General features: G+C 62.0%; 22 protein-coding genes and 1 pseudogene. 13 read left to right on the top strand and 10 right to left on the bottom strand.

Translation table 11 applies throughout. The features are described from left to right. Window positions 1-4: 4 nt before the first annotated feature. The 11 genes from nrdR to HBO12_RS05060 all read left to right on the top strand — a co-directional run bounded on the left by nrdR (window position 5) and on the right by HBO12_RS05060 (window position 8,234). Window positions 5-469: a transcriptional regulator NrdR gene (nrdR, locus tag HBO12_RS05010; protein WP_057439031.1), complete on the top strand. Its 465-nt coding sequence runs from the start codon at window positions 5-7 to the stop codon at window positions 467-469. Beyond that, a complete protein-coding gene (gene ribD / locus HBO12_RS05015; protein ID WP_170041646.1) occupies window positions 466-1,602 on the top strand; it encodes a bifunctional diaminohydroxyphosphoribosylaminopyrimidine deaminase/5-amino-6-(5-phosphoribosylamino)uracil reductase RibD in 1,137 nt (378 codons plus the stop codon). The genes nrdR and ribD overlap by 4 nt, the downstream gene beginning before the upstream one ends. Window positions 1,603-1,649: 47 nt before the next feature. After that, on the top strand, window positions 1,650-2,324 hold the full coding sequence (locus HBO12_RS05020) for a riboflavin synthase (RefSeq protein ID WP_170041647.1): 675 nt from the start codon (window positions 1,650-1,652) through the stop codon (window positions 2,322-2,324). Window positions 2,325-2,339: 15 nt separating this feature from the next. Further along, on the top strand, window positions 2,340-3,431 hold the full coding sequence (gene ribBA / locus HBO12_RS05025; RefSeq protein WP_169951326.1) for a bifunctional 3,4-dihydroxy-2-butanone-4-phosphate synthase/GTP cyclohydrolase II: 1,092 nt from the start codon (window positions 2,340-2,342) through the stop codon (window positions 3,429-3,431). A gap of 90 nt (window positions 3,432-3,521) precedes the next feature. Continuing rightward, window positions 3,522-3,998, top strand: a complete 477-nt coding sequence (gene ribH / locus HBO12_RS05030; RefSeq protein WP_094470424.1) for a 6,7-dimethyl-8-ribityllumazine synthase — start codon at window positions 3,522-3,524, stop codon at window positions 3,996-3,998. Next, the gene (gene nusB, locus HBO12_RS05035) at window positions 3,995-4,495 is read left to right on the top strand and encodes a transcription antitermination factor NusB (protein ID WP_029299437.1); all 501 of its coding nucleotides are present in this window, start codon (window positions 3,995-3,997) and stop codon (window positions 4,493-4,495) included. The genes ribH and nusB overlap by 4 nt, the downstream gene beginning before the upstream one ends. Window positions 4,496-4,513: 18 nt before the next feature. Continuing rightward, window positions 4,514-5,479: a thiamine-phosphate kinase gene (thiL, locus tag HBO12_RS05040; protein WP_169951324.1), complete on the top strand. Its 966-nt coding sequence runs from the start codon at window positions 4,514-4,516 to the stop codon at window positions 5,477-5,479. 66 nt (window positions 5,480-5,545) lie between these two features. Further along, window positions 5,546-6,274, top strand: a complete 729-nt coding sequence (locus HBO12_RS05045) for a substrate-binding periplasmic protein (RefSeq protein ID WP_170041648.1) — start codon at window positions 5,546-5,548, stop codon at window positions 6,272-6,274. 129 nt (window positions 6,275-6,403) lie between these two features. After that, window positions 6,404-7,021, top strand: a complete 618-nt coding sequence (ribA, locus tag HBO12_RS05050) for a GTP cyclohydrolase II (protein WP_170041649.1) — start codon at window positions 6,404-6,406, stop codon at window positions 7,019-7,021. Continuing rightward, entirely contained in the window at window positions 7,018-7,437 is a 420-nt protein-coding gene (locus HBO12_RS05055) for a nuclear FMR1 interacting 1 family protein (protein WP_169951318.1), read from the top strand. Before ribA ends, HBO12_RS05055 begins: the two co-directional genes overlap by 4 nt. Next, window positions 7,437-8,234, top strand: coding sequence for a cobalamin-binding protein (locus HBO12_RS05060; protein ID WP_170041650.1), 798 nt, complete (start codon window positions 7,437-7,439; stop codon window positions 8,232-8,234). The genes HBO12_RS05055 and HBO12_RS05060 overlap by 1 nt, the downstream gene beginning before the upstream one ends. Before the next feature lie 146 nt (window positions 8,235-8,380). Here HBO12_RS05060 and HBO12_RS05065 read toward each other — a convergent pair whose 3' ends face one another. The 4 genes from HBO12_RS05065 to HBO12_RS05080 all read right to left on the bottom strand — a co-directional run bounded on the left by HBO12_RS05065 (window position 8,381) and on the right by HBO12_RS05080 (window position 13,547). After that, on the bottom strand, window positions 8,381-10,276 hold the full coding sequence (locus tag HBO12_RS05065) for a TonB-dependent receptor domain-containing protein (RefSeq protein WP_170041651.1): 1,896 nt from the start codon (window positions 10,274-10,276) through the stop codon (window positions 8,381-8,383). Window positions 10,277-10,411: 135 nt separating this feature from the next. Then, entirely contained in the window at window positions 10,412-12,310 is a 1,899-nt protein-coding gene (gene dxs, locus HBO12_RS05070) for a 1-deoxy-D-xylulose-5-phosphate synthase (RefSeq protein WP_170041652.1), read from the bottom strand. Window positions 12,311-12,420: 110 nt separating this feature from the next. Further along, a complete protein-coding gene (ispA, locus tag HBO12_RS05075; protein WP_169951308.1) occupies window positions 12,421-13,308 on the bottom strand; it encodes a (2E,6E)-farnesyl diphosphate synthase in 888 nt (295 codons plus the stop codon). Further along, window positions 13,305-13,547, bottom strand: coding sequence for an exodeoxyribonuclease VII small subunit (locus HBO12_RS05080; RefSeq protein ID WP_029299452.1), 243 nt, complete (start codon window positions 13,545-13,547; stop codon window positions 13,305-13,307). Before HBO12_RS05080 ends, ispA begins: the two co-directional genes overlap by 4 nt. Window positions 13,548-13,698: 151 nt before the next feature. Here HBO12_RS05080 and HBO12_RS05085 point away from each other — a divergent pair, with 151 nt between their 5' ends. After that, a complete protein-coding gene (locus tag HBO12_RS05085; protein ID WP_170041653.1) occupies window positions 13,699-13,869 on the top strand; it encodes a hypothetical protein in 171 nt (56 codons plus the stop codon). On the opposite strand, the gene HBO12_RS05090 is transcribed toward HBO12_RS05085, so the two are convergent. The 6 genes and pseudogenes from HBO12_RS05090 to HBO12_RS05115 all read right to left on the bottom strand — a co-directional run bounded on the left by HBO12_RS05090 (window position 13,866) and on the right by HBO12_RS05115 (window position 20,984). Further along, window positions 13,866-14,264, bottom strand: coding sequence for a MerR family transcriptional regulator (locus HBO12_RS05090; RefSeq protein ID WP_170041654.1), 399 nt, complete (start codon window positions 14,262-14,264; stop codon window positions 13,866-13,868). The genes HBO12_RS05085 and HBO12_RS05090 overlap by 4 nt on opposite strands. After that, window positions 14,251-14,846, bottom strand: a pseudogene (locus HBO12_RS05095) (NAD(P)H-dependent oxidoreductase). Before HBO12_RS05095 ends, HBO12_RS05090 begins: the two are co-directional and overlap by 14 nt. A gap of 112 nt (window positions 14,847-14,958) precedes the next feature. After that, a complete protein-coding gene (locus HBO12_RS05100) occupies window positions 14,959-16,599 on the bottom strand; it encodes a CapA family protein (RefSeq protein WP_170041656.1) in 1,641 nt (546 codons plus the stop codon). Window positions 16,600-16,653: 54 nt separating this feature from the next. Then, window positions 16,654-17,742 (bottom strand): M14 family metallopeptidase, encoded by a 1,089-nt coding sequence (locus HBO12_RS05105; RefSeq protein ID WP_170041657.1) that lies wholly within the window; start codon window positions 17,740-17,742, stop codon window positions 16,654-16,656. Between the two features lie 73 nt (window positions 17,743-17,815). Then, a complete protein-coding gene (locus tag HBO12_RS05110) occupies window positions 17,816-19,108 on the bottom strand; it encodes an MFS transporter (protein ID WP_169951294.1) in 1,293 nt (430 codons plus the stop codon). A gap of 28 nt (window positions 19,109-19,136) precedes the next feature. After that, window positions 19,137-20,984, bottom strand: coding sequence for a DUF1302 domain-containing protein (locus HBO12_RS05115; RefSeq protein WP_346343181.1), 1,848 nt, complete (start codon window positions 20,982-20,984; stop codon window positions 19,137-19,139). A gap of 271 nt (window positions 20,985-21,255) precedes the next feature. On the opposite strand from HBO12_RS05115, the gene HBO12_RS05120 reads away from it, so the two are divergent. Further along, the gene (locus HBO12_RS05120; RefSeq protein ID WP_170041658.1) at window positions 21,256-22,329 is read left to right on the top strand and encodes a GlxA family transcriptional regulator; all 1,074 of its coding nucleotides are present in this window, start codon (window positions 21,256-21,258) and stop codon (window positions 22,327-22,329) included. Window positions 22,330-22,335: the final 6 nt, after the last annotated feature.

Genomic DNA, 22,335 nt, shown 5'->3' on the forward strand with positions numbered 1-22,335 from the left:
CACCATGCACTGTCCCTTCTGCGGTGCCAACGACACCAAGGTCATTGACTCGCGTCTGGTCGCCGAGGGCGATCAAGTACGTCGCCGGCGCGAATGCCTGGCCTGCGGTGAACGTTTCACCACCTTCGAAACCGCCGAACTGGTACTGCCACGCCTGATCAAGTCCGACGGCAGCCGCCAGCCCTTTGACGAAGACAAATTGCGCGCCGGTATGCAGCGCGCCCTGGAAAAACGCCCGGTGAGTGTCGAGCGGCTGGAGGCGGCGCTGGCGCATATCAAGCACAAGCTGCGCGCGACCGGCGAGCGCGAGGTCAAGAGCCTGGTGGTGGGAGAACTGGTGATGGGCGAGTTGCAAAAGCTCGACGAAGTTGCCTACATTCGTTTCGCCTCGGTGTATCGACGCTTCCAGGACCTCAACGAGTTCCGCGAAGAGATCGACCGCCTGGCCCGTGAGCCGGTCAAAGAATGAACCCTCCTTCTGTAGAACAGGCTGTGCTCGACGCCCATTACATGGCCCGCGCCCTCGAATTGGCGCGCAAGGGCCTGTACACCACCCATCCCAACCCTCGGGTCGGCTGCGTGATTGTGCGCGATGGGCAGATTGTCGGCGAAGGCTGGCACGAGCGCACCGGCGAGCCCCATGCCGAGCCCAACGCCTTGCGCGCCGCTGGCGACAAAGCCCGCGGTGCCACGGTGTACGTGACGCTTGAACCGTGCAGCCATTATGGTCATACGCCGCCCTGCGCCGATGCGCTGGTGAGCGCTGGCGTGGCACGGGTGGTCGTGGGTATGCAGGACCCGAACCCGGAAGTGGCCGGGCGTGGCATGCAGCGCCTGGCCCAGGCCGGTATCGAGGTGCTCAGCGGCGTGCTGGAAAGCCAGGCGCGTGCCCTGAACCCAGGGTTCCTCAAACGTATGGAACATGGCCTGCCGTTTGTGCGGGTCAAGCTGGCGATGAGCCTGGACGGCCGCACCGCGATGGCCAGTGGCGAGAGCCAATGGATCACCGGCCCCGCCGCCCGCGCCGCCGTGCAGCGCCTGCGTGCCCAGGCCAGTGTGGTGCTGACCGGTGCCGATACCGTGCTGGCCGATGGTGCGCGCCTGACCGTGCGTGCCGCCGAACTGGGCCTGGATGCCGAAACGACCGCCCTGGCCATGTCGCGTCCACCGCTGCGCGTGCTGATCGACGGTCGCCTGCGGGTGCCGCTCAATGCGCCGTTCTTCAAGGCCGGGCCGGCCCTGGTCATCACCTGCGTGACCCCGGAGAACCAGTTCCCCCGTGGCCCGGAATGCCTGGTGGTGCCGGGTGTCGACGGCCAGGTCGACCTGCGCTCGGCGCTGGTGGCGCTGGCGGCCCGTGGCGTCAACGAGGTGCTGGTGGAAGCCGGCCCAAGCCTGGCAGGCGCGTTTGCCCAGCAGGGCCTGGTGGACGAGTATGTGATTTTCATCGCCGGCAAGTTCCTGGGCTCCGCCGCCCGGCCTTTGCTGGACTGGCCGCTTGAGAAACTGGCCGACGCCCCCCAACTCAAGATCACTGAAATGCGCGCTGTAGGCGACGACTGGCGAGTCACTGCCATACCTGTGCCAGCAGCGAGCGTATAATTCCGACCGGGCGCCCAGGCGCCCGTACCGTTTTCCAGGAGAAGGCCATGTTCACCGGCATTATCGAATCCATCGGCAGCATCCGCGCCATGACCCCCAAAGGCGGCGACGTGCGCCTGCTGGTTGAAACCGGCAAACTGGACCTTGGCGACGTCAAACTGGGCGACAGCATCGCCGTCAGCGGCGTGTGCCTGACCGTCATCGAACTGCCGGGCAATGGCTTTGCCGCCGACGTCAGCCGGGAAACCCTGGACTGCACCGCGATGAATGACCTCAAGGCCTGCAGCCCGGTCAACCTGGAAAAAGCCCTGACCCCGACCACCCGCCTGGGCGGCCACCTGGTCAGCGGCCATGTCGACGGCGTCGGCGAAGTAGTGGCACGCAGCGAAAACGCGCGGGCCGTGGAATTTCGCATCCGTGCGCCGAAAGAATTGGCCAAGTACATCGCCCACAAAGGCTCGATCACCGTCGACGGCACCAGCCTGACCGTGAACGCCGTGAATGGCGCCGAATTCGAGCTGACCATCATTCCCCACACCCTCAGCGAAACCATCATGGCGTCTTACCAGCCAGGTCGCCGGGTGAACCTGGAAGTCGATTTGCTTGCCCGTTACCTGGAGCGCCTTCTGCTTGGCGATAAGGCCGCAGAGCCAAGCCTTTCTCAAGGGCCGAGTAACATCACCGAAAGTTTTCTGGCCGCTAACGGCTACCTGAAATCCTGACCAAGGGGGTGCCGCGTGGCGCTCAATAGCATCGAAGAACTGGTTGAAGATATCCGCCAAGGCAAGATGGTCATCCTGATGGATGACGAAGACCGCGAGAACGAAGGCGACCTGATCATGGCCGCCGAGTTGTGCCAGCCTGAACACATCAACTTCATGGCCAAGCACGCCCGTGGCCTGATCTGCATGCCCATGAGCCGCGAGCGCTGCGAACTGCTCAAGCTGCCGCTGATGGCACCGCGCAATGGTTCTGGGTTTGGCACCAAGTTCACCGTCTCGATTGAAGCGACCACCGGCGTGACCACCGGCATCTCTGCCGCTGACCGCGCCCGCACCGTGCAAGCCGCGGCTGCCAAAGACGCCAAGGCCGAAGACATTGTCAGCCCTGGCCACATTTTCCCGCTGATGGCCCAGCCCGGTGGCACCCTGGCCCGTGCCGGCCATACCGAAGCTGCCTGCGACCTGGCGCGCATGGCCGGTTTCGAGCCGAGCGGGGTGATCTGCGAAGTGATGAATGACGACGGCACCATGGCCCGTCGCCCGGAGCTGGAAGCCTTTGCCGCCGAGCACAACATCAAGATCGGCACCATCGCCGACCTGATTCACTACCGGATGATCCACGAACGTACCGTTCAGCGGATTGCCGAGCAGCCGCTGGACAGCGAACTGGGGCATTTCAACCTGGTGACCTACCGTGATTCGGTGGAAGGCGACGTGCACATGGCGCTGACCCTGGGCAACATCTGCGCCGAAGAGCCGACCCTGGTGCGCGTGCACAACATGGACCCGTTGCGCGACCTGTTGATGGTCAAGCAGCCGGGCCGTTGGAGCCTGCGAGCCGCCATGGCTGCGGTTTCCGAGGCGGGTAGCGGGGTCGTGCTGCTGTTGGGCAACCCGGTGGATGGCGACGTGCTGCTGGCGCATATCCGCGAAAGCGCTGACCAGGTGCCGGTGAAAAAACCGACCACCTACAGCATCGTCGGCGCCGGTTCGCAGATCCTGCGTGACCTGGGCGTGCGCAAAATGCGCTTGATGAGTGCGCCAATGAAATTTAATGCGATATCCGGTTTCGACCTGGAAGTAGTAGAATACGTGCCCTCCGAATAAAGGCCGGCGATTGTCGCACCTTGTTCGCGGTTCAAATATCACTAAGGGGCGCGTCAGATACGCGTCCCGGCTCTTTAAGAGATTTGTCGAATGACCCTGAAGACCATCGAAGGTACCTTCATCGCCCCCAAAGGCCGCTACGCCCTGGTGGTTGGCCGCTTCAACAGCTTCGTGGTTGAAAGCCTGGTAAGCGGTGCCGTGGACGCCCTGGTTCGCCACGGTGTGAGCGAAAGCGATATCACGATTATCCGTGCCCCTGGCGCCTTCGAAATTCCACTGGTTGCGCAAAAAGTCGCGCAAAAAGGCGAATACGCAGCAATCATCGCCCTGGGCGCGGTCATTCGTGGCGGCACCCCGCATTTCGAATACGTGGCTGGCGAGTGCACCAAGGGCCTGGCCCAGGTGTCCATGGAGTTCGGCGTGCCAGTGGCCTTCGGCGTCCTGACCGTGGATTCCATCGAGCAAGCCATCGAGCGTTCCGGCACCAAGGCCGGTAACAAAGGCGCTGAAGCTGCCCTGTCCGCGCTGGAAATGGTCAGCCTGCTGTCGCAGTTGGAGGCCAAGTGATTTCCGACGAGAGCGATCGTTTCAACCCGCGCGAGCCACGTCCTGCGGACGCCGGCAAACCATCGAAGAACGAAAAGCGCCGGGCTGCCCGTCAGTTGGCGACCCAGGCGCTGTATCAGCGTCAGATGGCGGGTACTTCGCTGAACGAAATCGAAGCGCAGTTTCGCGTCGACAACGATTTTACCTTCGCCGACCTGCCGTACTTCCACGACATCCTGCACGGTGTGCATGCCAACCTGAGCGAGATCGACACAGCCCTGGCACCCTGCCTGGACCTGACCCTCGAAGAGCTGGACCCGGTTGAACTGTGCGTGATGCGCCTGTCCACCTGGGAGCTGCTCAAGCGCGTTGACGTGCCTTACCGCGTAGTGATCAACGAAGGTATCGAACTGGCGAAAGTCTACGGTTCGACCGACGGTCACAAGTTCGTCAACGGCGTGCTCGACAAGCTGGCCCCGCGCCTGCGTGAAGCCGAAGTGAAGGCGTACAAGCGCTAACCTGCGCTTGGCTCCCTGATGGGCGAGTTCGAGCTGATCCGCACCTACTTCGCCGCCGCGCCCTGTGCGCAAGGCGGCGAGGGCATTGCCCTGGGGATCGGCGACGACTGCGCCTTGCTGGCGGTTCCCCCCGGGGAACAGCTGGCAATCTCCACCGATACCCTGGTGGCCGGCGTGCACTTTGCCGACCCCTGCGACCCGTTCCTGCTCGGCCAGCGCTCGCTGGCGGTGGCAGTCAGCGATCTGGCGGCCATGGGCGCCAATCCCCTGGCCTTTACCCTTGCACTCACCCTACCGACGGTCGCGGCCGATTGGTTGCAGCGCTATGCCCAGGGTTTGAACGCCATGGCCCAGCGCTGCGGCGTGGGCCTGGTGGGCGGCGATACCACTCGTGGGCCGCTGAGCCTGACCGTCACTGTGTTTGGCCGTGTCCCGGCGGGCCTGGCGTTGACCCGCAGTGGGGCGCAGCCGGGCGACCTGCTGTGTGTCGGCGGTGACCTGGGCAATGCCGCCGCAGCCTTGCCGTTGGTGTTGGGCCAGCGTAGTGCCGCGGCGGATGTCGCCGAACCGTTGCTGGGCCATTACTGGTCGCCGCAACCGCAGTTGGCCCTGGGCATAGCGTTGCGTGGCAAGGCGACGTCTGCGTTGGATATTTCCGACGGCCTTCTAGCCGATTGCGGGCATATCGCCAAGGCGTCAGGCGTAAGCCTGGTGATCGAGCGGCAACGGCTGCCGCTGTCGGCGGCGCTGCTGGCCTTTCTCGGCGATGACGGTGCGCGGGCTGCCGCCTTGAGCGGTGGCGACGATTATGTCCTCGCGTTCACCCTGCCGCCCGCTGAGCTGGCGCCGTTGCTGGCCGACGGTTGGCCGGTGCAGGTTGTCGGGCGTGTGGAAGCGGGGGCGGGCGTCAGGCTGCTGGATGCCCGCGGCCACGACATCACCCCGGCCGTGCGCGGCTATCAGCATTTTCGCCAGGCGCCGTGACACGGCGGGCTGCGCTACCCTTTACAGCGTTGTAGAACAGATCGCTTTTCCCAGGAGGACGTCATCATGGGGCTACGTCGCTGGTTGCTGATCCTGCTGTGTGTTGTCGCGCCTGGCGTATGGGCCGATGACAGCTCTGAAGTGCCCAGCCAGATCCGTCTGGCCAGTGAAACCTGGAATGACTACACCAACGCCGACGGCAGCGGCCTGGCCTGGGATGTGTTGCGGGAAATCTTCGAGCCGGCCGGGGTCAAGGTCAAGATTCGCAGCGTGCCCTACACCCGCTCAGTCGGCCTGGCACGGCGGGGCGAAGTGGATGCCTGGGTCGGCTCCTATCATGATGAAACCGAAGGCGTGCTGTACGCCCGCTGGAACTATGACGCCGACCACATCTACGCCCTGGGCCTGGCGGGCAGCCCCGTACCGACCCTGGTGACCCTGGGTACTTACCGCCTGGCCTGGGTGCGCGGCTACAAGTACGAGGAGTACCTGCCCAATATTCATCGTTTCAACCAGATCGAGCGTCGTGGCGGGATTTTGCCGATGCTCCAGCACGGGCGGGCCGACTTCTACATCGATGCCCTGGCCGAATTGAAATACATCCTGAGCCAAGCCGACGACCCGTCCGCGTTCAAGCTCACGCACATTGCCGAACTGCCGTTGTTCCTGGGGTTTACCGACAATGAGCGGGGGCGGGCGCTGATGGCGTTGTTTGACCAGCGCATGGAGGCGCTGGTGAAAAGTGGCGAGTTGAAACCGATTTTCCAGCGCTGGAATCAGCCGTATCCGTTTTGACGCCCATAGAACCAAGGCAAAGGCCAATCGAACCGATTGATCTTTATCAGCGATAATTCAGCTTAAGCGTCTGTAGGAACGTGCTGTTACAATGCCTGCCTCTGTGAAATCTGAAATCAGGAGCACACGGTGCCCGTCGTTTTCGTCGCTGCTTCCAAGCTGCCTACCCCTTTTGCCACGTTTACCATGCATGGCTTTCTTGAAAAAGCCTCCGGGCGCGAGCATGTCGTGCTTAGCCTGGGCGATGTGGCCGATGGCGCCCCGGTCCTGGGCCGCGTGCACTCCGAGTGCCTGACCGGTGACGCACTGTTCAGCCAGCGCTGCGACTGCGGTTCGCAACTGGAAGCCGCCTTGCAAGCCATCGCCCGTGAAGGCCGTGGCGTGCTGCTGTATCTGCGTCAGGAAGGCCGGGGCATTGGTTTGCTGAACAAGATCCGCGCCTACGAACTGCAAGACGGCGGCGCCGACACCGTAGAAGCCAATGAGCGCCTGGGCTTTGCCGCCGATCAGCGCGACTACGGCATCTGCCTGCCGATGCTCGAACACCTGGGCATCCAGTCCCTGCGCCTGATGACCAACAACCCGCGCAAGGTCAAGGCCTTGACCGAGATGGGCATCACCGTTGCCGAGCGCGTGCCGCTGCACACCGGGCATAACCCGCACAACAAACTCTACCTGGCGACCAAAGCCAGCAAGCTCGACCATATGATGGGCAACGAGCATCAGGGCGAGGTCGACCGGGCGTGACGCGCGGCCAGGTCAAGCGGCGGCTGTCCTTCAGTTGGTGGCAGTACCTGGCGCTGGCGTTGCTGCCGTTGTTCGTGATCAACCTGGTGTTTGGTCAGGGCGAGCCGCTGTTGCCAGTGTTGGCGATGCCGTTCTTTATCGCCGGCGTTGCCTCGATGTTTGCCAGCCTGCGTTACTTCCATGGCTATAAACATGCGCTGATTGCCACCTCCAAGGCCCTGGATACACCTGAAGAGCCCGCCGCCTGGATCACCCTCGCGGCTCGTCGACGCACGGCGCTGCTGGTCGCGGCGTTCCCGGCCTGGATCGGTGCGCTGGCCGTGTTCGTCGGCCTGGAGGCAGTGCCGCTGTTTCTCCTGGCCTTGTCGACCCTGGTGCTGTTCTACCTCTATCGCATCCCGCGTCAGCTCGGTTGATGCGCTTGTGGCTGGCGGTTCTGCTGCTGGCCGCCAGCGCGTCGGCGGCGGCGGTCGAGCGGGTGGTCAGCCTCGCACCGTCCCTATCTGAAATCGTCGTTGAGCTGGGTGCGAGCGATCTGCTGGTGGGCGTGCTCGACGGCGGCGAACGGCCTGACGCGCTGCGCAATGTGCCCTCGGTGGGCCGTTATGGGCAGTTGGATCTGGAGCGGCTGCTCAGCCTGCAGCCTGACTTGTTGCTGCTCTGGCCCGGCAGCGTCGGCCCCGCCCAGCGCGAGCAGCTCAAGCGCTTGAACATCCCGATCTACGTCGCCGAACCCCATAGCCTTGAACAACTGAGCAGCCAGGTCGAAGCCATCGCCCAACAGTTGGGCCGCGCCGAAGCCGGTCGCCAACTGGCCGACCGCTTGCGTCAACGCTTGGCCGAGTTGCGCCAGCGTTATCAGCGTAGCGAGCCGTTGCGCGTGTTCTACCAGGTCTGGAACCAACCGCTGTACACCGTGGGCGGTGGGCAGATCATCAGCGATGCGCTCAGCGTATGTGGTGCGCGCAATGTGTTTGACGACCTCAAGTTGCCAGCCCCGCAGGTCAGTATCGAGTCGGTGTTGCAGCGTGATCCCGAGGTGATCCTGGCGGCGGATCAAGCGCAACTGGACGACTGGAAGGCCTGGCCCCAGGTGGCGGCGGTGGCCCAGGGGCGCTTGCTGATCGTGCCGGATAAAGGGCTGGAGCGGCCCAGTGGGCAGATGGTGGAGGCGGTGGCGAGGTTGTGTCAGGTGATTGCGCCGAACCGCTAAGACCGCTATCGCAGGCAAGCCAGCTCCCACATTTGACTGTATTCACACATCAAAAGGTGGGAGCTCCGCAGTGCAGAATATTTTGGCCACACCACAGAACAAATGTGGGAGCTGGCTTGCCTGCGATGGCGTCGGCCCGGATAACCTCAGAGCTGCGGCGTCCACGTCACCCCAAGCATCCACGTCCGGCCTTCTTCGCGGTACGGCTGGTTGTTCGCGAAGTTCGGATCGTCATAGCTGTACCACGCCCGTGTATAGCGGCGATCCAGCAGATTATCGACCTTCAGCGACAGCGCCACTTCCCGATTCAGCGCCCAACCGCTGCGCAATCCCACCAGGTAATAGCCCGCTAGCCGGTTCTGGTTGTCTTCGGCGTCGTAGCTGCTGCTGATGGCCTGCCAACTGGCGCCCAGGCTCAATTGGTCGAACTGCCGATCCAGGTCCAGGTTCAGGGTGCGCCGGGCACGACGGGCCAGGGTGTGGCCGCTGTTGCGGTCGCGCGGGTCGATGATCGACAGGCCGAGGTTGCCTTGCCAGCCGAAGAACTCCTGCTTGAGGGCGGCTTCGAAGCCGTTGATGCGGGCGGTGGCGACGTTGTACGGAATGTATTTATTCTGCTGCTGCGCGATGATGGCGTCCTTGAGATCAGTGCGATACAGAGAGGTTTCCAGGCGTGTGGTGTCGGTCAGTTGGCTGCGCCATTGCAACTCATAGCTTTTCGAGTGCTCGGGCTTGAGGTTGGGGTTGCTGCCGCCGGGGTAGTACAGATCGTTGAAGCTCGGCGCACGAAAGCCTTCGCTGTAACTCAGTAGTAAGTCGTTATCGCTATTGACCGGCAAGGTCAGCGTGCCGCTCCAACTGTTCTGCCCGCCGAATTGCTGGTTGTCGTCGCGGCGTAGCCCCAGTTCGGTGGAAAACCACTCCCCCTTGAAACGATGCTGGATAAACGCGGCACGGTTCCACCGGCTGTTTTCGTTGTACGGTTTGTCGCTGTGAATGCGGTCCTCGTACCAATCACCGCCCAGAATCAGGCTATTCTGCTGGTCGAGCGTCAGGTCGTTCTGCCAGTTGATCGAGTCGCGATAGGTGTTGAACACACTGAAGTCAGTGCTGAGCTTGTCGCGCTTGGTGTCGCGGTTTTCGCTGTGGCCCAGCTCTACACGGGTCTGCCAGGCCTCGTTGAGTTGGGCGTCGATGTAAGCGCTGGCGCTGCTGACGGTGTAGTCGGTATAGGGCTTTTGGCCGACACTTTGCCCCGTGGCGAAATCATAACGTCCAAAGCTGTTGTCATATTCCGACTTGCCCCGGCTATCCAGCAGGTTAAAACCCACCTCCAGCTCATCGCTGAACTCATGGCTGAGGTTCAAACTCAGCGACTTATTGCGATAGGCATCATGGTCGCGGTCGCTGGGGAAGGAGGCGTGGCTCCAGTCGATACCGGCCGTGTCATCCAGGCTCGCGCCCAGGTTGAAGCGCGTGCGTTGATCACCGCCCGACAGGCCCAGGCTGCGCTCCCAGGTATTGTTGCTGCCAAAGCCCAACTTCAGGCGCGGTTGCAGGCCTGGTCCGGCATTGCGTCGGGTAAATATCTGGATCACCCCGCCAATCGCGTCACTGCCGTAAATCACCGAGCGCGATCCGCGCAGCACTTCCACCCGTTCAATCTGGTCGACATTCAAGTATTGCAGGCCACTGTCGCCAGAGGTGGCATTGGCGATCCGCTGGCCATCCACCAGCACCAGGCTTTGCGCCGACTTGGTGCCGCGTATGAAGATCCCCGGCAAGCTGCCCCGGCCACCGGTCCGCGCCACTTGTACACCGGGCACGCGGCTGAGCAGGTCGGTCACGCTGGAGGGTTGCAGGCGGTCGATATCGTCGCGAGTGAATACGGTGTTGGCGGCGCTGCTGTCATTGCGCGCCTGCACCTGGCGGTTGGCGCTGATGACCACATCGGGGAGCTTCAGGGCGGCGTCGCGGGTGTCGGCGAGCAGCTCTGGAGTGGGTAGGAGCAGGAGTGGCAGGGCAAGTCGAAGGTGTTTCATGGGCCGTCCATGGGTTCCAAGGCAATACAAAACAAATGTGGGAGCTGGCTTGCCTGCGATGCAGACACCTCGGTCTTTCAGATAGACCGGGGTGATGCTATCGCAGGCCAGCCAGCTCCCACAATTTGATCCGGTTTACAGGCCGAGCAAGGCCATGCGCTGGCGAACCGCAGCCTCGATCCCCGCTTCATCCAGCCCGCACTCAGCCAGCATCTGCGCCGGCTTGGCGTGCTCCACATAAATGTCCGGCAAACCCAGGTGCAGCACCGACTTGAGGATATTCTCCCGCGCCAGGAACTCACTGACTGCCGCACCGGCGCCGCCCATGATGGCGTTTTCTTCAACCGTTACCAGCAATTGATGGCTGCCGGCGATCTCGCGCACCAGGGCTTCATCCAGGGGTTTGACGAAGCGCATGTCGATCACGGTGGCGTCGATTTTTTCCGCCACTTTCAGGGCTTCGGCCAGTTGCACGCCGAATACCAGGAACGCAGTCTGGCTGCCCTGGCGCCGCACGATGCCCTTGCCGATCTCGATCGGCTCCAGGTCTTTCTCGATCAGCGCATTCGGGCCGTTGCCACGGGGGTAGCGTACCGCTGCGGGGCCGTTGTACAGGTGGCCGGTGCTGAGCATCTTGCGCAGCTCGTTCTCGTCGCTTGGGGTCATCACCAGCATGCCGGGGATGCAGCGCAAGTACGACAGATCAAAGCTGCCGGCGTGGGTCGGGCCGTCTTCGCCCACCAAGCCGGCGCGGTCGATGGCGAACAGCACGTCGAGGTTCTGCACCGCCACATCGTGGACAAGCTGGTCATAACCGCGTTGCAGGAACGTGGAGTAGATCGCCACCACGGGCTTGGCGCCTTCGCAGGCCATGCCAGCGGCAAAGGTCACTGCGTGTTGCTCGGCAATCGCCACGTCGAAGTAGCGCAGCGGGAAACGCTCGCTGAACGCCACCAGGTCGGAGCCTTCCTTCATCGCCGGGGTAATGCCCACCAGGCGCGGATCGGCGGCGGCCATGTCGCACAGCCATTCGCCAAACACACCGGAGTACTTCGGCCCACTGGCCTTTTTCGGCGCCGCCACGGGCGCGTCCAGCGGTTCGAGCTTGGTGATGGCGTGGTAGCCAATCGGGTCGACTTCCGCCGGGGCGAAGCCTTTGCCTTTCTTGGTGACGATATGCAGGAACTGCGGGCCCTTGAGGTCGCGCATATTGCGCAGGGTAGCGATCAGGGTCGGCAGGTCGTGGCCGTCGATAGGGCCGATATAGTTCCAGCCCAGCTCTTCGAACAGGGTGCCGGGGACCAGCATGCCCTTGGCGTATTCTTCGGTACGGCGGGCAATTTCCCAGGCGCCGGGCAGGCGGGACAGCACTTTTTTGCTGCCCTCGCGCATGCTGGCGTAGGTGCGGCTGGACAGGATCTTCGCCAGGTAATTGGACAAACCACCGACATTGCGCGAGATCGACATGTCGTTGTCGTTGAGGATCACCAGCATGTTGGCGTCCACTTCCGGCGCATGGTTCAGCGCTTCAAACGCCATGCCGGCTGTCAGTGCGCCATCACCGATCACGGCAATCGCCTTGCGATCGCTGTTTTGCAGACGGGCGGCAATCGCCATGCCCAGGGCTGCGCTGATCGAGGTGCTGGAGTGGCCGACGCCAAAGGTGTCGTATTCGCTCTCGGAGCGGCGCGGGAAGGCGGCGATGCCGTCCTTCTGGCGCAAGGTGGCCATGCGCTCGCGGCGTCCGGTGAGGATTTTGTGCGGATACGCCTGGTGGCCCACGTCCCACACCAGCCGGTCGTCCGGGGTGTCGAATACGTAATGCAACGCGATGGTCAGCTCGATGACGCCAAGGCCAGCACCAAAATGCCCACCGGTCTGGCCGACCGTGTAGAGCAATTCCAGGCGCAACTCATCGGCCAGGGTTTCCAGCTCGGCTTCACCCAGGCGGCGCAGGCCGGCCGGCGTGTTAGCACGGTCCAGCAGAGGCGTGGTCGGGCGCTTGCGGGGAATCTCTTGAAACGTCGTGGGCATCAGGCGAATCGTTATAGGTATAGAAGAGGCGGCAGTTTACCTCAAGCATCGCAAACTGCCCACGCAGAGCACCGAACTTGGCCGATATGCGGCGGTAAAGGCCGCTGTAATCAGTGGCGGCGTTCGACGATATACCGCGCCAGGTCACGCAGCGGCTCGGCTGCCGCGTCGAATGGTCGCAGGGCGGCCAGGGCCTGGTCGCACAGCTCCAGGGCATAGGCCTTGGCGGCTTCGAGACCCAGCAGTGACGGATAGGTCGGCTTGTCACGGGCAATATCGGCGCCCTGGCGCTTGCCGAGGGTCGCGGTATCGCTTTCTACGTCGAGAATATCGTCCTGCACCTGGAACGCCAGGCCGATGGCCCGGGCATAGGTCTGCAAGGCGGCCAACTGCGCCGCTTCGGCGCGGCCACTGGCCAGGGCGCCGAGGTGCACGGCAGCCTCGATCAGCGCACCGGTCTTGTGCCGGTGCATATATTCCAGGGCTTGCTGGTCCAACTTGAGGCCCACCGACCCCAGGTCAATCGCCTGGCCCCCGACCATACCGGCCGGGCCCGCAGCGCTGGCCAACGCGGTGACCATACGCAGGCGGATCTCGGCATTCACGCCGCTCAGGCGCGGATCAAGCAAGGCGCTGAACGCCAGGCTTTGCAGGCCGTCACCCGCGAGGATCGCACAGGCTTCGTCAAAGGCTTTATGGGTAGTGGGCTGGCCGCGACGCAGATCGTCATCGTCCATCGCCGGCAAATCGTCATGCACCAATGAATAGGCATGAATCAACTCCACCGCACACGCCGCGCCATTGGCTTGCGCGGCGTCCACGCCCAGCGCCTCGCAGGCCGCATAGGCGAGCAATGGCCGTACGCGCTTGCCGCCGTTCATCACGCTGTAGCGCATGGCCTCATACAACCTGGCCAGCTCCGGGCTGGGTGCCACAAACAGCGGTTCGAGCGCAGCATTGACCCGAGCCTGACTGCTGGCCTGATAAACGTCGATCATTGCGCTTGTTCCGCGTCGAAAGGTTCTTCGGCCAACTCCCCATCCCGTTCCAGCAATACCTGGACCTTCTGCTCCGCCTGCGCCAGGGCGCTCTGGCAGTCGCGGGTCAGGCCGATACCTTGCTCGAACGCCGTCAACGAGTCTTCCAGCGACAACTCGCCGTTCTCCAGACGCTCGACCAGGGTTTGCAGGTCGGCGAGGGATTGTTCGAAATCGAGTGCAACTTTTTTGCGGGCCATGGCGGCTATTCCGGTTGACGGTAAACGGGCGCGACACTAGCAGATAGGGGGTGGAGGGGCAAATGAGGGGCGTTTTGGCACGCCGGGTTTTTTCAGTCATACAGCCAAGGCGTCAGCTCCTAAGCAGCAGCTCAATGAAATGGTCAGGAAGATGCTGGATGAGCATCAGGACGTGGCCAAACCCGGCGACTTCGAGCTCGATGACATCGTACTGCTGCGTGAAGCTAATGGTTTTGCCCAGCAATGGGTTGGCAGCATGACGCGGGAAATCCTGGCAGATGAGCGCGCCCTGCAAAACAAATGGGGCGACCTGCTGAACTAGCCGTTGCGCGCCGTGCCGGTTTCCACCAGACGTGCAAACTGGCACTGACCCTGGGCCTGTTCCAGGCTGCCCTCAAACGCCACCAGCCCTGCATGCACTTGCTGCAGGGCTTGGATCTGCGTCATCAACTCGAGTTTCTTTTGTGCTATCGCCTGGTTGGCGCGCTGCCAAGGCAGTTCATTGCCACGGTACCCGTGAAGAATCCCCTGCAACTCCTTGAGCTTGAAGCCCAACTGCTGCGCGCACTTGATAAACGTCAGCAGCTCAACGCTCTGTGCCGAATACACCCGATACCGCCCCTCGCGTTGCGGCGGTGGTAGCAAGCCGATGTCCTCGTAGTGACGAATCGCCTTGATCGTCGTGCCTGACAACTGCGCGGCTTTACCGATGTACATGCAGGTCCTTTCCTAAAAGAGTGTGCGGGCCTTCTTCAGCCACTTGTCGCGCTGCGCTGCAGTAGAGCCCAGCAGTGGGCCGAACATCGACGTCTTGATCGGCTTGATGCCACAAAACTCAAGGGTGGTCTTGCGCATTTCGTGCACGCCGGGCATGCGGTAGAACCAGCGGTAATACCACGGTGGCGTATCCATGGTCACCAGCAGGTGGGCGGTGCGGCCCTTCAAGAGCTTGTCGGGGAACGCCTTGCCCTTGCGGTATTTGAAGGCGAAGCCGGCAAGGAAGATCCGATCGATAAACCCCTTCAACAACGCCGGAACACCGCCCCACCAGATGGGGAACACGAACGTCAGATGAGTAGCCCAGAGGATGTCGGATTGGGCGCCGAGCAAGTCGGGCTCCAGGGGTTGGGCCTGGTGATAGGCATGGTGCAGGATCGGGTCGAACGTCAGCTCGCCCAGGCGCAGGAGACGTACCTCATGCCCGGCGTTTCTGGCCGATTGCAGGTAGGTCTCGGCGAGGGCCGAGCAGAAGCTGGTGCTGGAGGAGTGGCCGAGGATGACCAGGATGCGCTGAACCACGGGAAAGCCCTTGGGGAAATGATCTTCAGCGTAGGGTCTGCCGTATAGGGGAGAGTCAAGGGCCCTACAAAAAAGCCTGCCGTGTAAGGCAGGCTTGGCGCTGTTGCTCACATCAGTCCGGGAGGCTGGAAAGTGGCGACAGAATATCGCTCCACACCTTGTCCCGCAGATGGGGCAGTTGGCTCTTCTCCAACTCGGTCAGCCCGTAGCCATCCGGGTTCTCCAGCACATCGAAGAATTTGACGATGCGGCAGTTGAAACGCGTGTCATCCAATCTTTCGTTAACGATGTAGATAGGCAGTGCCTTGACGTTGAACAGGCGAGTAACACCCAGGAATTTCCCGATGCTGAATTTGAGGGTGTAGGCCAGTTTTGAGTTACGGCTTTCGGGGTGATAACTGACGAAGTCGCCGAACGCGTAGATCACCAGCGCATCCTGCTTGCCAGGGCGCGGGATAAGTTCTGCGGGCTGGCTGACATGCGCATGGTTGCCAAGGATCGTGTCTACACCGCAGGCAATCACCTTGCGTGCGGCTTCCACGATATTGAGGTGGGGGTACATCTCGAACTCCCAGCCCCAGTGGCAGTAGGCGATGATCCAGTCCGCCCCCTTGGCTTTGGCGCGGGCGACCTGTTTTTCGATCAGTGAGTAGTCGGGCGCCGGGTTTACATCGTTGAAGCGCACCACGTTGGCCAGGTACGCCTTGTCAGGCGATGGGTCGCGGCCATTGAGGTCAAAGGTGTAGGCCAGCAAGGCAACCTTGATGCCGTTTTTTTCCACCACCACCACGTCATCCTGCTCGGCCTGGCTGGCGGCAGTGCCGGCATAGTAGGCGCCGGATTTTTTCAGTACATCGAGGGTGGCGAGTACGCCTTGTTCATCCCAGTCCATGGCGTGGTTGGTCGCGGTACTGAAGAAGTTGATTTTCGCCTCGTCACGGAACTTGCGGAACATCGCCTCGGATGTATTCATCTGGGCCGGTTGCCCTTTGGCCTGATGGCGTCCCGGTTTTCTGTGGCAGTCAACGGTCGATTCCAGGTTGGCGCTGACGATGTCTGCGCTGCTGTAGAAATCCGTGATGTCGTCGAACAGGTGCGGGGTGTTTTCCGGGGTCAGGACATCGACCGCCAGCAGGTCTCCGGCACATGAAACCGAGACCGAACGCAAAGGCGGGTTGCCGAAGCCTGGGTCTATCGGTGATTGATTCAGGTTGAAGAAGTTGAACGCCTGGGACTCAAACAGCTCCTCCAGCCCGGAGCCTTTCTCGGCCACTTCAAGTTGATTGAACCAGTAGCGGTAAAGCCATTTGAGTTTTTGGAAGGGCTTGCCCGAGATGTCGTACACCCCGGTTTCTGGCTGTGGGTAGTGGAATTGCTCATAAAAGATGTAGCTGGCCAGAAGTACCGCGAGTCGGGTCAGGGCGCGCAGGTCAATGTGCTTGAGAGCCGGCGGGATGATCCCGAACGGCGGGCGTTCGATGATTTCATCGAAGGTGATGCCGGCGCTCAACTTGGCAGGATCGGCCAACACGGGCTGGATCGCGGCAAACACCTTTTGCGGGCCCTCCTGCGCCACCCAGCCGAACAGCAGTCGGGCGCACTCCTGCTCATCGGGGCTGAGCGTCTCGGTCATCTTCAGCTCGCCCGTGGCTACGCGGCTGAGTGTGGTGACGACCTCATCCTGATGCTGGTCGAGACGGGTCTGGACCTTTTGCATGACCTCTTTTAACGCTTGCACCAAATATGCACTCATCATGAACATCCTCTGTGGTTTGAGTGGGTACCCCACCGATAGTGGGCATTTTTGTCATTCAAGGCGCGTGGCAAGACCGCGCAGGGTCAGCGCAGTCACTTCTCGGGCTTGTTCCAGGACCCGGCGCTTCCAGAGTTCGGTGTCGATGTAGAAGGCATCGCGCAACTGGCGCTTGATCTGCACCCGTCGGGCTTGTGCCGTATCCGGATGGGCGTGCAGCCAGTGATCGGCACGTAGCGCTTCAAGTACCCGTGGCCCTGGCTGGGTGCCGTATTCCAGGGTCAAGCCGTTGTATTGCGCGTGCGGGCATTCCTCCATCACGGCCAGATCCAGGGTGCCATTGAGCATGGCCGACGAGGAGGTTCCGTCTGCGCTGGCCGTGACCTGCGCGCCCCACCAGCTTCGTGCCCGCGCAATATCGTTGGGGTGGTTGAGCCCTTTATAGATCCGCTCACCCACGCCACACGGGCCTAGCCCGGTGTGCACATCGATCCAGCCGATGCGCCGGCAGTGGTTGCCCAGGCGACGGATAATCTGGCGTAGTTGCAGGTTGCTCCAGGCGGGGGCCGCGCCTGCGTAAAACAGGCCTTCAGGGTGGCTGTGTTGGCCCCGGGTAATGGCTGACTGTAGGGCTTTGGTGCCATGTCGCAGCGCATATCCGGCCAGGCCCAACGTGCTGAGCAGGGTGCGTGGTTGCCGGCGGGGAAGCAGCAGCGGGGCGAGGGCGCGGTAGTCTGGGTTGTCGGGCAGCGGTTGGTTGAAGTCAATGAAGTTACGATTGAGGTCGATATTGTCTTCGTTGACCCGGCGCAGCCAGGAGAAGCCGTAGGGGTTGATCGCATGCAGGTACAGCACCGCCAGGTCCTGGCGCTGGCAGTGCTCCCCCCACTCGCGGTTGCGCAGGTGATCAACCTGTACGGCCGAGCCGCAGAAGCCTTCCACACCATGTACGCCGCTGCTCAGGACCAGCAGGTTGGTGGCCTTTGGTGAGCCGGCAAATACCACATCCAGGGCCAGTTCCTCGCCATCAATACCCGGTAGTGGGTGAGGATGAGATTGAGCCTCCAGACCCGCATTGGCACAGGCCTGGAGGAATTTTTGCCGAGCTTCGGCGTAGCTTTGTGAAAAGCAGGATAAGTCCATCGGGTGTTCCCTATTGGCAGTCGTGCTGGGCGCCGCGCGCAGCGCTCAAAGTGGTGGGCAATCACTGCGCGGTTTAGGCCGGGCTGGTGGCCTCAAAAGCTGCGCTGGGAGTGCTGGCAAGGAGTTCACGACGACTGCGCTCCGGGTCGATCAGTACCAGGCCCAGCAGGCTGAACACCAGCAGGGCAATGCCGAACAGGCCGATAGCCAGCTCGAAGCCGGTCACCAGGTCGCCGTTCTGCCAGCCAATGGCCTGGCCGACCAGCACTGGCGCGAGCATGCCGGCAGTGGTCAGCAGCGCAATATGGATCGCCAGCATGCTCCCGCGCTGGCGGGCCGGGGCGATGTGGGCAACGATGCTGAAACCGAAGGCCGACAGCAGGTTGAGGAGGATGCTGCCGAGCAGGAAAAACCCCAGGGTCACCGTCAGGCTGGTGCTGGTAAAACCCATCAGGATGTAGGTGACGGCGGCGACCAGGCACGCCAGCAGCGGCGGCACAACCATCGCCTTGCGCAGGCTGGCGCCGCGTTTCATCGCGCGTTGCGCCAGGCTGGAAACCAGCAAGTTGATAAAGATCACCCCCAGGGTGGTGGCCAGCACCAGGTACCCCGATTGCATCGGGGTCATGCCCAGGCCCCTTTGCAGGTAGGTGGGCAGCCAGCTGTAGAGCAAGGCATTGGGCAGGTAGCTGCAGAACGCGACCAGGGTAATGCAGACAAACGTGCGGTTGAGCAACAGGCGCTTGTAGGGCAGCGTGGGCAGCAGGTCGCCCTGGGTGTCCCGTGTATCGTCATGCTGGCCTTCACGGCCATAACGTTGCCACAGCAGCAGCCACACCAGGCCGACACCGGCCAGCAGCACATAGCCCGTGCGCCAGCCGTACTGCTCGATCAGCTTGGGCAGGGCGACCGCTCCGGCAATCGCGCCGAGCATGATTGCGACCTGGATCAGCGCTGCTGGCAGCACCCGCTCTCGGCTGGTGTACCACTTGAAGCAGGCGTGCTGGGTCACCGCCGTGCCCGGGCCGCAACCGGCACCGAGCAGGATGCGGCTGGCCAGCAGGGTGAAGAAACTGGTGGACAGGGCCGCGAGCAATTGGGCGGTCATCCATACCAGGGCCATGCCGGAGAGAATCCAGCGACTCGGCATACGGTTGGCGAGAAAACCCACCAGTACCCCAGAGATCGAATAAAGAAAAAAGAACGCGCTGCTGATAAAACCGAACTGTGCTGGCGTGAGCTTTAACTCATCAATGATCTGCGGGCCGGCGAAGGCAAAAATGGTCTTGTCCAGCACGCTGATGATCACCACTGTCATCAGCAGGGCAACGACGAGCGGGCGTCGGCTATCGGTAAATGAACTCATGGTTATGGCCTTGTTTTAAGGGGGGCTGCTAGAAGCGAATACCGACACTGGCCTCTAACAGGCTGCGATCTGCCACCAGGTTGTAATCGCCGCCACCGGTGTTCAGGTAGCTGAGATCGAAGGTGTAAGTGCTTTTGTAATCACCCTTCACACCGAGTATTTGCGCGTAGCGGCCTTCGGAAAATACCCCGTCATAGGCATGCCCCTCGATGTCATAGACGAGTGTCAGCGAAGGCGTCAGGTCCAGCCCGGGCAACACATTCCTGTAGATGATTTCCCCTTTGATACGGGTACCCCAGGCAAACGGCGTGATAAATCCGTCATCCGCACATCTGGCCGCAGGGCCTGTGCACTTCGCCGCTTTGCCGTAGGGCGCACTGCCAAAACCGGGGCGTCCGTAACGGATCTGGTCGGTGTCGGGCAGGTCATGTACATATTTCAACCCGGCTTCTGCCGATAGCTTCATCGCACCGCCCAGCACTTGGCCAAAAGGGTGGCTGGCGCCGAGATTCAATTGGCTGACGTGGAAGCGGTCGTAGCCGCTTGCCAGGTAGCCCGTCGGGGTTTTGGACAGGTAGCCCATCGGCCCGCTGCCGGCGAGCAGCCCGGCAATAAAGTCAGCGCCGTTCCAGGCGATCGGTTGATTGGGGCGGTAGCTGTATTCGGCATAAATCCCGGTGCCGCCCGGTAGCCGTGTCTTGAAGTTGAGGGCGTACAGGCGAATGCGGGTTGGGTAGGCGCGTTGATAATAGGCCGCCACTCCAGTGGGTGTTGCCACCCCCACGTTCGCGGCCGGTGGTGTCAGTACGCCGGGGCCGGTACGCATGACTTGTGTCAGCGCTTCCCGGCTGCTGTAGTCGGCGAAATACAAGCCGAACAACCCGACGTCCTTCCATAAATACTGCAGGCTGGCGCCGTATTGATTGTTGCCTGGGCGATGGTCCGGGCCGCGGGCCACGTGATCCAAGGGGTTGTTGAGGGCCTGGCCGTCAGTGGTCGAGATCGGTCGGCCTGCTATCGCGCTCATCACGCTGCCGTTAAGGATAAATTGGTTGCAGCCGGGTTGGGCGTAGTCGCTGGTCGACAGAAATGTGCCACAGCCAGAGTAGGCACTGGGGCGCAATTCAAACTGATTGAACGCATCCACCGACAGGTTCTCGGTCAGGGCCAGCTTGGCGTACAGGGTCGGCATCGGCACGGTGCGGGCTTCGGCAATCGAGGTGGCGCGGCGTGCGGCGGCCCAGTCAAACGCGTTCACTGCCTGCAAGCCACCGCTGATGGTGGTGGGCGTGACCCAAGGGATCGCCTGGTCGCCCAGGCGCACCAGCAGATCATGCCCGGCGGGCTGGAAATTGCCGTAGACATAGGCGTCGTTGAACACCGCATTGGAGAAGCGCGCCAGGGAATCGAACCCCGAATCACTGAGTGGTTCTCCCGAGCGATAGCCGTTGGGGACGCTGCCATGCCCGACGTCCTGGTGTTTCTGGGTGTAGTCGTACCAACCCTTTGCACTGACGAAAACCCCGAGGTTACGGTGGCTGAGGTCCGCTTGCAGGTAGGCTTCGGCTGACGTTGAAACCGCATCGCCGCGCTTGTAGTTGAGGTTGCCGTCGTTGAACAGGTTCATACCGTATTCGGCACTGGTCAGGCGGTGGCTCGGGTCGTCCATGCGTCGCACTGTGCCCAGGGCCAAGGCGCCTTTTACCTGCAGGCGGGTGTCTTCATGTTGCCATTGCATGCCATTCCCCAGCCCTGACTTGAGGTCACTGAACACCAGTTCTCCTGCGGTGACTGGAGTGCCGATGCCAGCACTGAGCAAGGCCGTGGCCAACCCTGCCATCACAGGCTTGCCGGTGTTTCTTATTGTTGTTTTCACTGACTGATACCCTTGTTTTTTTCTTTGCGCAGCTCAGGTGTTTTTCAGTCTATCGTCGAAGCGGTCTCGGTAATAAGGCGAGTACCGACAGCGATAAAGCCAATATCGCCAGTAAAAATCCCGGGCAATTGACTGTTAAAAGCCAGGTGAAAAGGCGGTTCGACCCTGTTTTTAAAGGAGCATCACGCAGGCTGGGCGAGCGGTCGGGAGACAGCGTGAAAAGGCAGGGCTAATATCGCCAACAATAAATCCAATATCGCCAGGTAAGCCCATGAATGTCCGCGTCGATTTATTGCATGGCCCGCACAGTCTTACTGGCACGCTGTTTAGCGTGATCGACATGCTGCGCACCTTTAACAGCCTCTGGCAGTTGCGCAACCCGGATAAGCGCGGCGCGTTTTTTCACTGGCGCCTGATCGATGCGGCGGGCAATGAGCTGCCGCTTCCCGACTGGCTGGCGCCAATGCGTCCGCCCAACGCAGGCCGCAAAACCCTGCGACCCTCGCAGACAGCCCTGTTTGTTCCCGGCGTGCAGATGAAAAGCGTGCCGGACCTGAACCATGTTCTCGATCAATGCACCGCCGAGCTGAACTGCATCGCGCGTTACCACGCCCAAGGGCGCGTGATTGCTGCCAGCTTCAATGGCGCGGTGATGCTCGCGCGTGCAGGCGTCCTGGATGGCCGGCGGGCGACGGTCACCTGGATGATTGCCAATTGGTTCGCGTGCGCCTTTACGAAGGTGCAATTGGCGATGGAAGGCCCGGTGGTGGTCGACGGCCCGGTGTTCACCGCTGGAGCCCCGGCGGCGGTCTGCGATTTGATGGTGGAGTTGATCCGGCACTTCGCCGGCGAAGAAATGGCCCAGGTCGCGACCAATGGCCTGCTTTATCACCCGATGCGCTTTGAACACTCAAGCCTGAATTTCCCCGGCATCTCGGTAAAAACCCGCGACAGTGTGGTGTTCCGCGCCAAGCAGTGGCTGCAACAGCATATTCAGACGCCCTACAGCCTGGACGAGGTCGCCCAGGCCGCGACCGCCAGCCCGCGGACCTTGCTGCGTCACTTCAAAGAGGTGGAGGGCATGACCCCCCTGGATTACCTGCATCGCCTGCGGGTTGAGCGCGCCAAGCAGTTACTGGAAGTGACCCTGATCGACCTGACGGAAGTCATGGAGTACTGCGGTTATCAAGACGCCAGTGCATTTCGGCGCCTGTTTTTGCGCAGTACGGGGCTGACGCCTTCGGAGTATCGGCGGCGCTACACCATGCGCATCTCCAGTCGGCGCTGGCGGGCGGATGAAGCAGGGGAGGATTTGATTGAGGGGTTGGGGCTGGAGCGCCTGTGATGTTCG

Source organism: Pseudomonas sp. WS 5059 (genome assembly GCF_012985525.1).
Lineage (GTDB): Bacteria > Pseudomonadota > Gammaproteobacteria > Pseudomonadales > Pseudomonadaceae > Aquipseudomonas.

Excerpts from the sequence above, each read along its gene's own strand:
- dxs (WP_170041652.1), bottom strand. The coding sequence starts at position 12,310 with ATGCCCACGACGTTTCAAGAGATTCCCCGCAAGCGCCCGACCACGCCT.
- HBO12_RS05105 (WP_170041657.1), bottom strand. The coding sequence starts at position 17,742 with ATGGACTTATCCTGCTTTTCACAAAGCTACGCCGAAGCTCGGCAAAAA.
- ribH (WP_094470424.1), top strand. The coding sequence starts at position 3,522 with ATGACCCTGAAGACCATCGAAGGTACCTTCATCGCCCCCAAAGGCCGC.
- nrdR (WP_057439031.1), top strand. The coding sequence starts at position 5 with ATGCACTGTCCCTTCTGCGGTGCCAACGACACCAAGGTCATTGACTCG.
- ribD (WP_170041646.1), top strand. The coding sequence starts at position 466 with ATGAACCCTCCTTCTGTAGAACAGGCTGTGCTCGACGCCCATTACATG.
- HBO12_RS05080 (WP_029299452.1), bottom strand. The coding sequence starts at position 13,547 with ATGGCCCGCAAAAAAGTTGCACTCGATTTCGAACAATCCCTCGCCGAC.
- HBO12_RS05085 (WP_170041653.1), top strand. The coding sequence starts at position 13,699 with ATGCTGGATGAGCATCAGGACGTGGCCAAACCCGGCGACTTCGAGCTC.
- thiL (WP_169951324.1), top strand. The coding sequence starts at position 4,514 with ATGGGCGAGTTCGAGCTGATCCGCACCTACTTCGCCGCCGCGCCCTGT.
- HBO12_RS05090 (WP_170041654.1), bottom strand. The coding sequence starts at position 14,264 with ATGTACATCGGTAAAGCCGCGCAGTTGTCAGGCACGACGATCAAGGCG.
- ispA (WP_169951308.1), bottom strand. The coding sequence starts at position 13,308 with ATGATCGACGTTTATCAGGCCAGCAGTCAGGCTCGGGTCAATGCTGCG.
- HBO12_RS05110 (WP_169951294.1), bottom strand. The coding sequence starts at position 19,108 with ATGAGTTCATTTACCGATAGCCGACGCCCGCTCGTCGTTGCCCTGCTG.
- HBO12_RS05100 (WP_170041656.1), bottom strand. The coding sequence starts at position 16,599 with ATGAGTGCATATTTGGTGCAAGCGTTAAAAGAGGTCATGCAAAAGGTC.
- HBO12_RS05060 (WP_170041650.1), top strand. The coding sequence starts at position 7,437 with ATGCGCTTGTGGCTGGCGGTTCTGCTGCTGGCCGCCAGCGCGTCGGCG.
- HBO12_RS05020 (WP_170041647.1), top strand. The coding sequence starts at position 1,650 with ATGTTCACCGGCATTATCGAATCCATCGGCAGCATCCGCGCCATGACC.
- HBO12_RS05065 (WP_170041651.1), bottom strand. The coding sequence starts at position 10,276 with ATGAAACACCTTCGACTTGCCCTGCCACTCCTGCTCCTACCCACTCCA.
- HBO12_RS05045 (WP_170041648.1), top strand. The coding sequence starts at position 5,546 with ATGGGGCTACGTCGCTGGTTGCTGATCCTGCTGTGTGTTGTCGCGCCT.
- HBO12_RS05120 (WP_170041658.1), top strand. The coding sequence starts at position 21,256 with ATGAATGTCCGCGTCGATTTATTGCATGGCCCGCACAGTCTTACTGGC.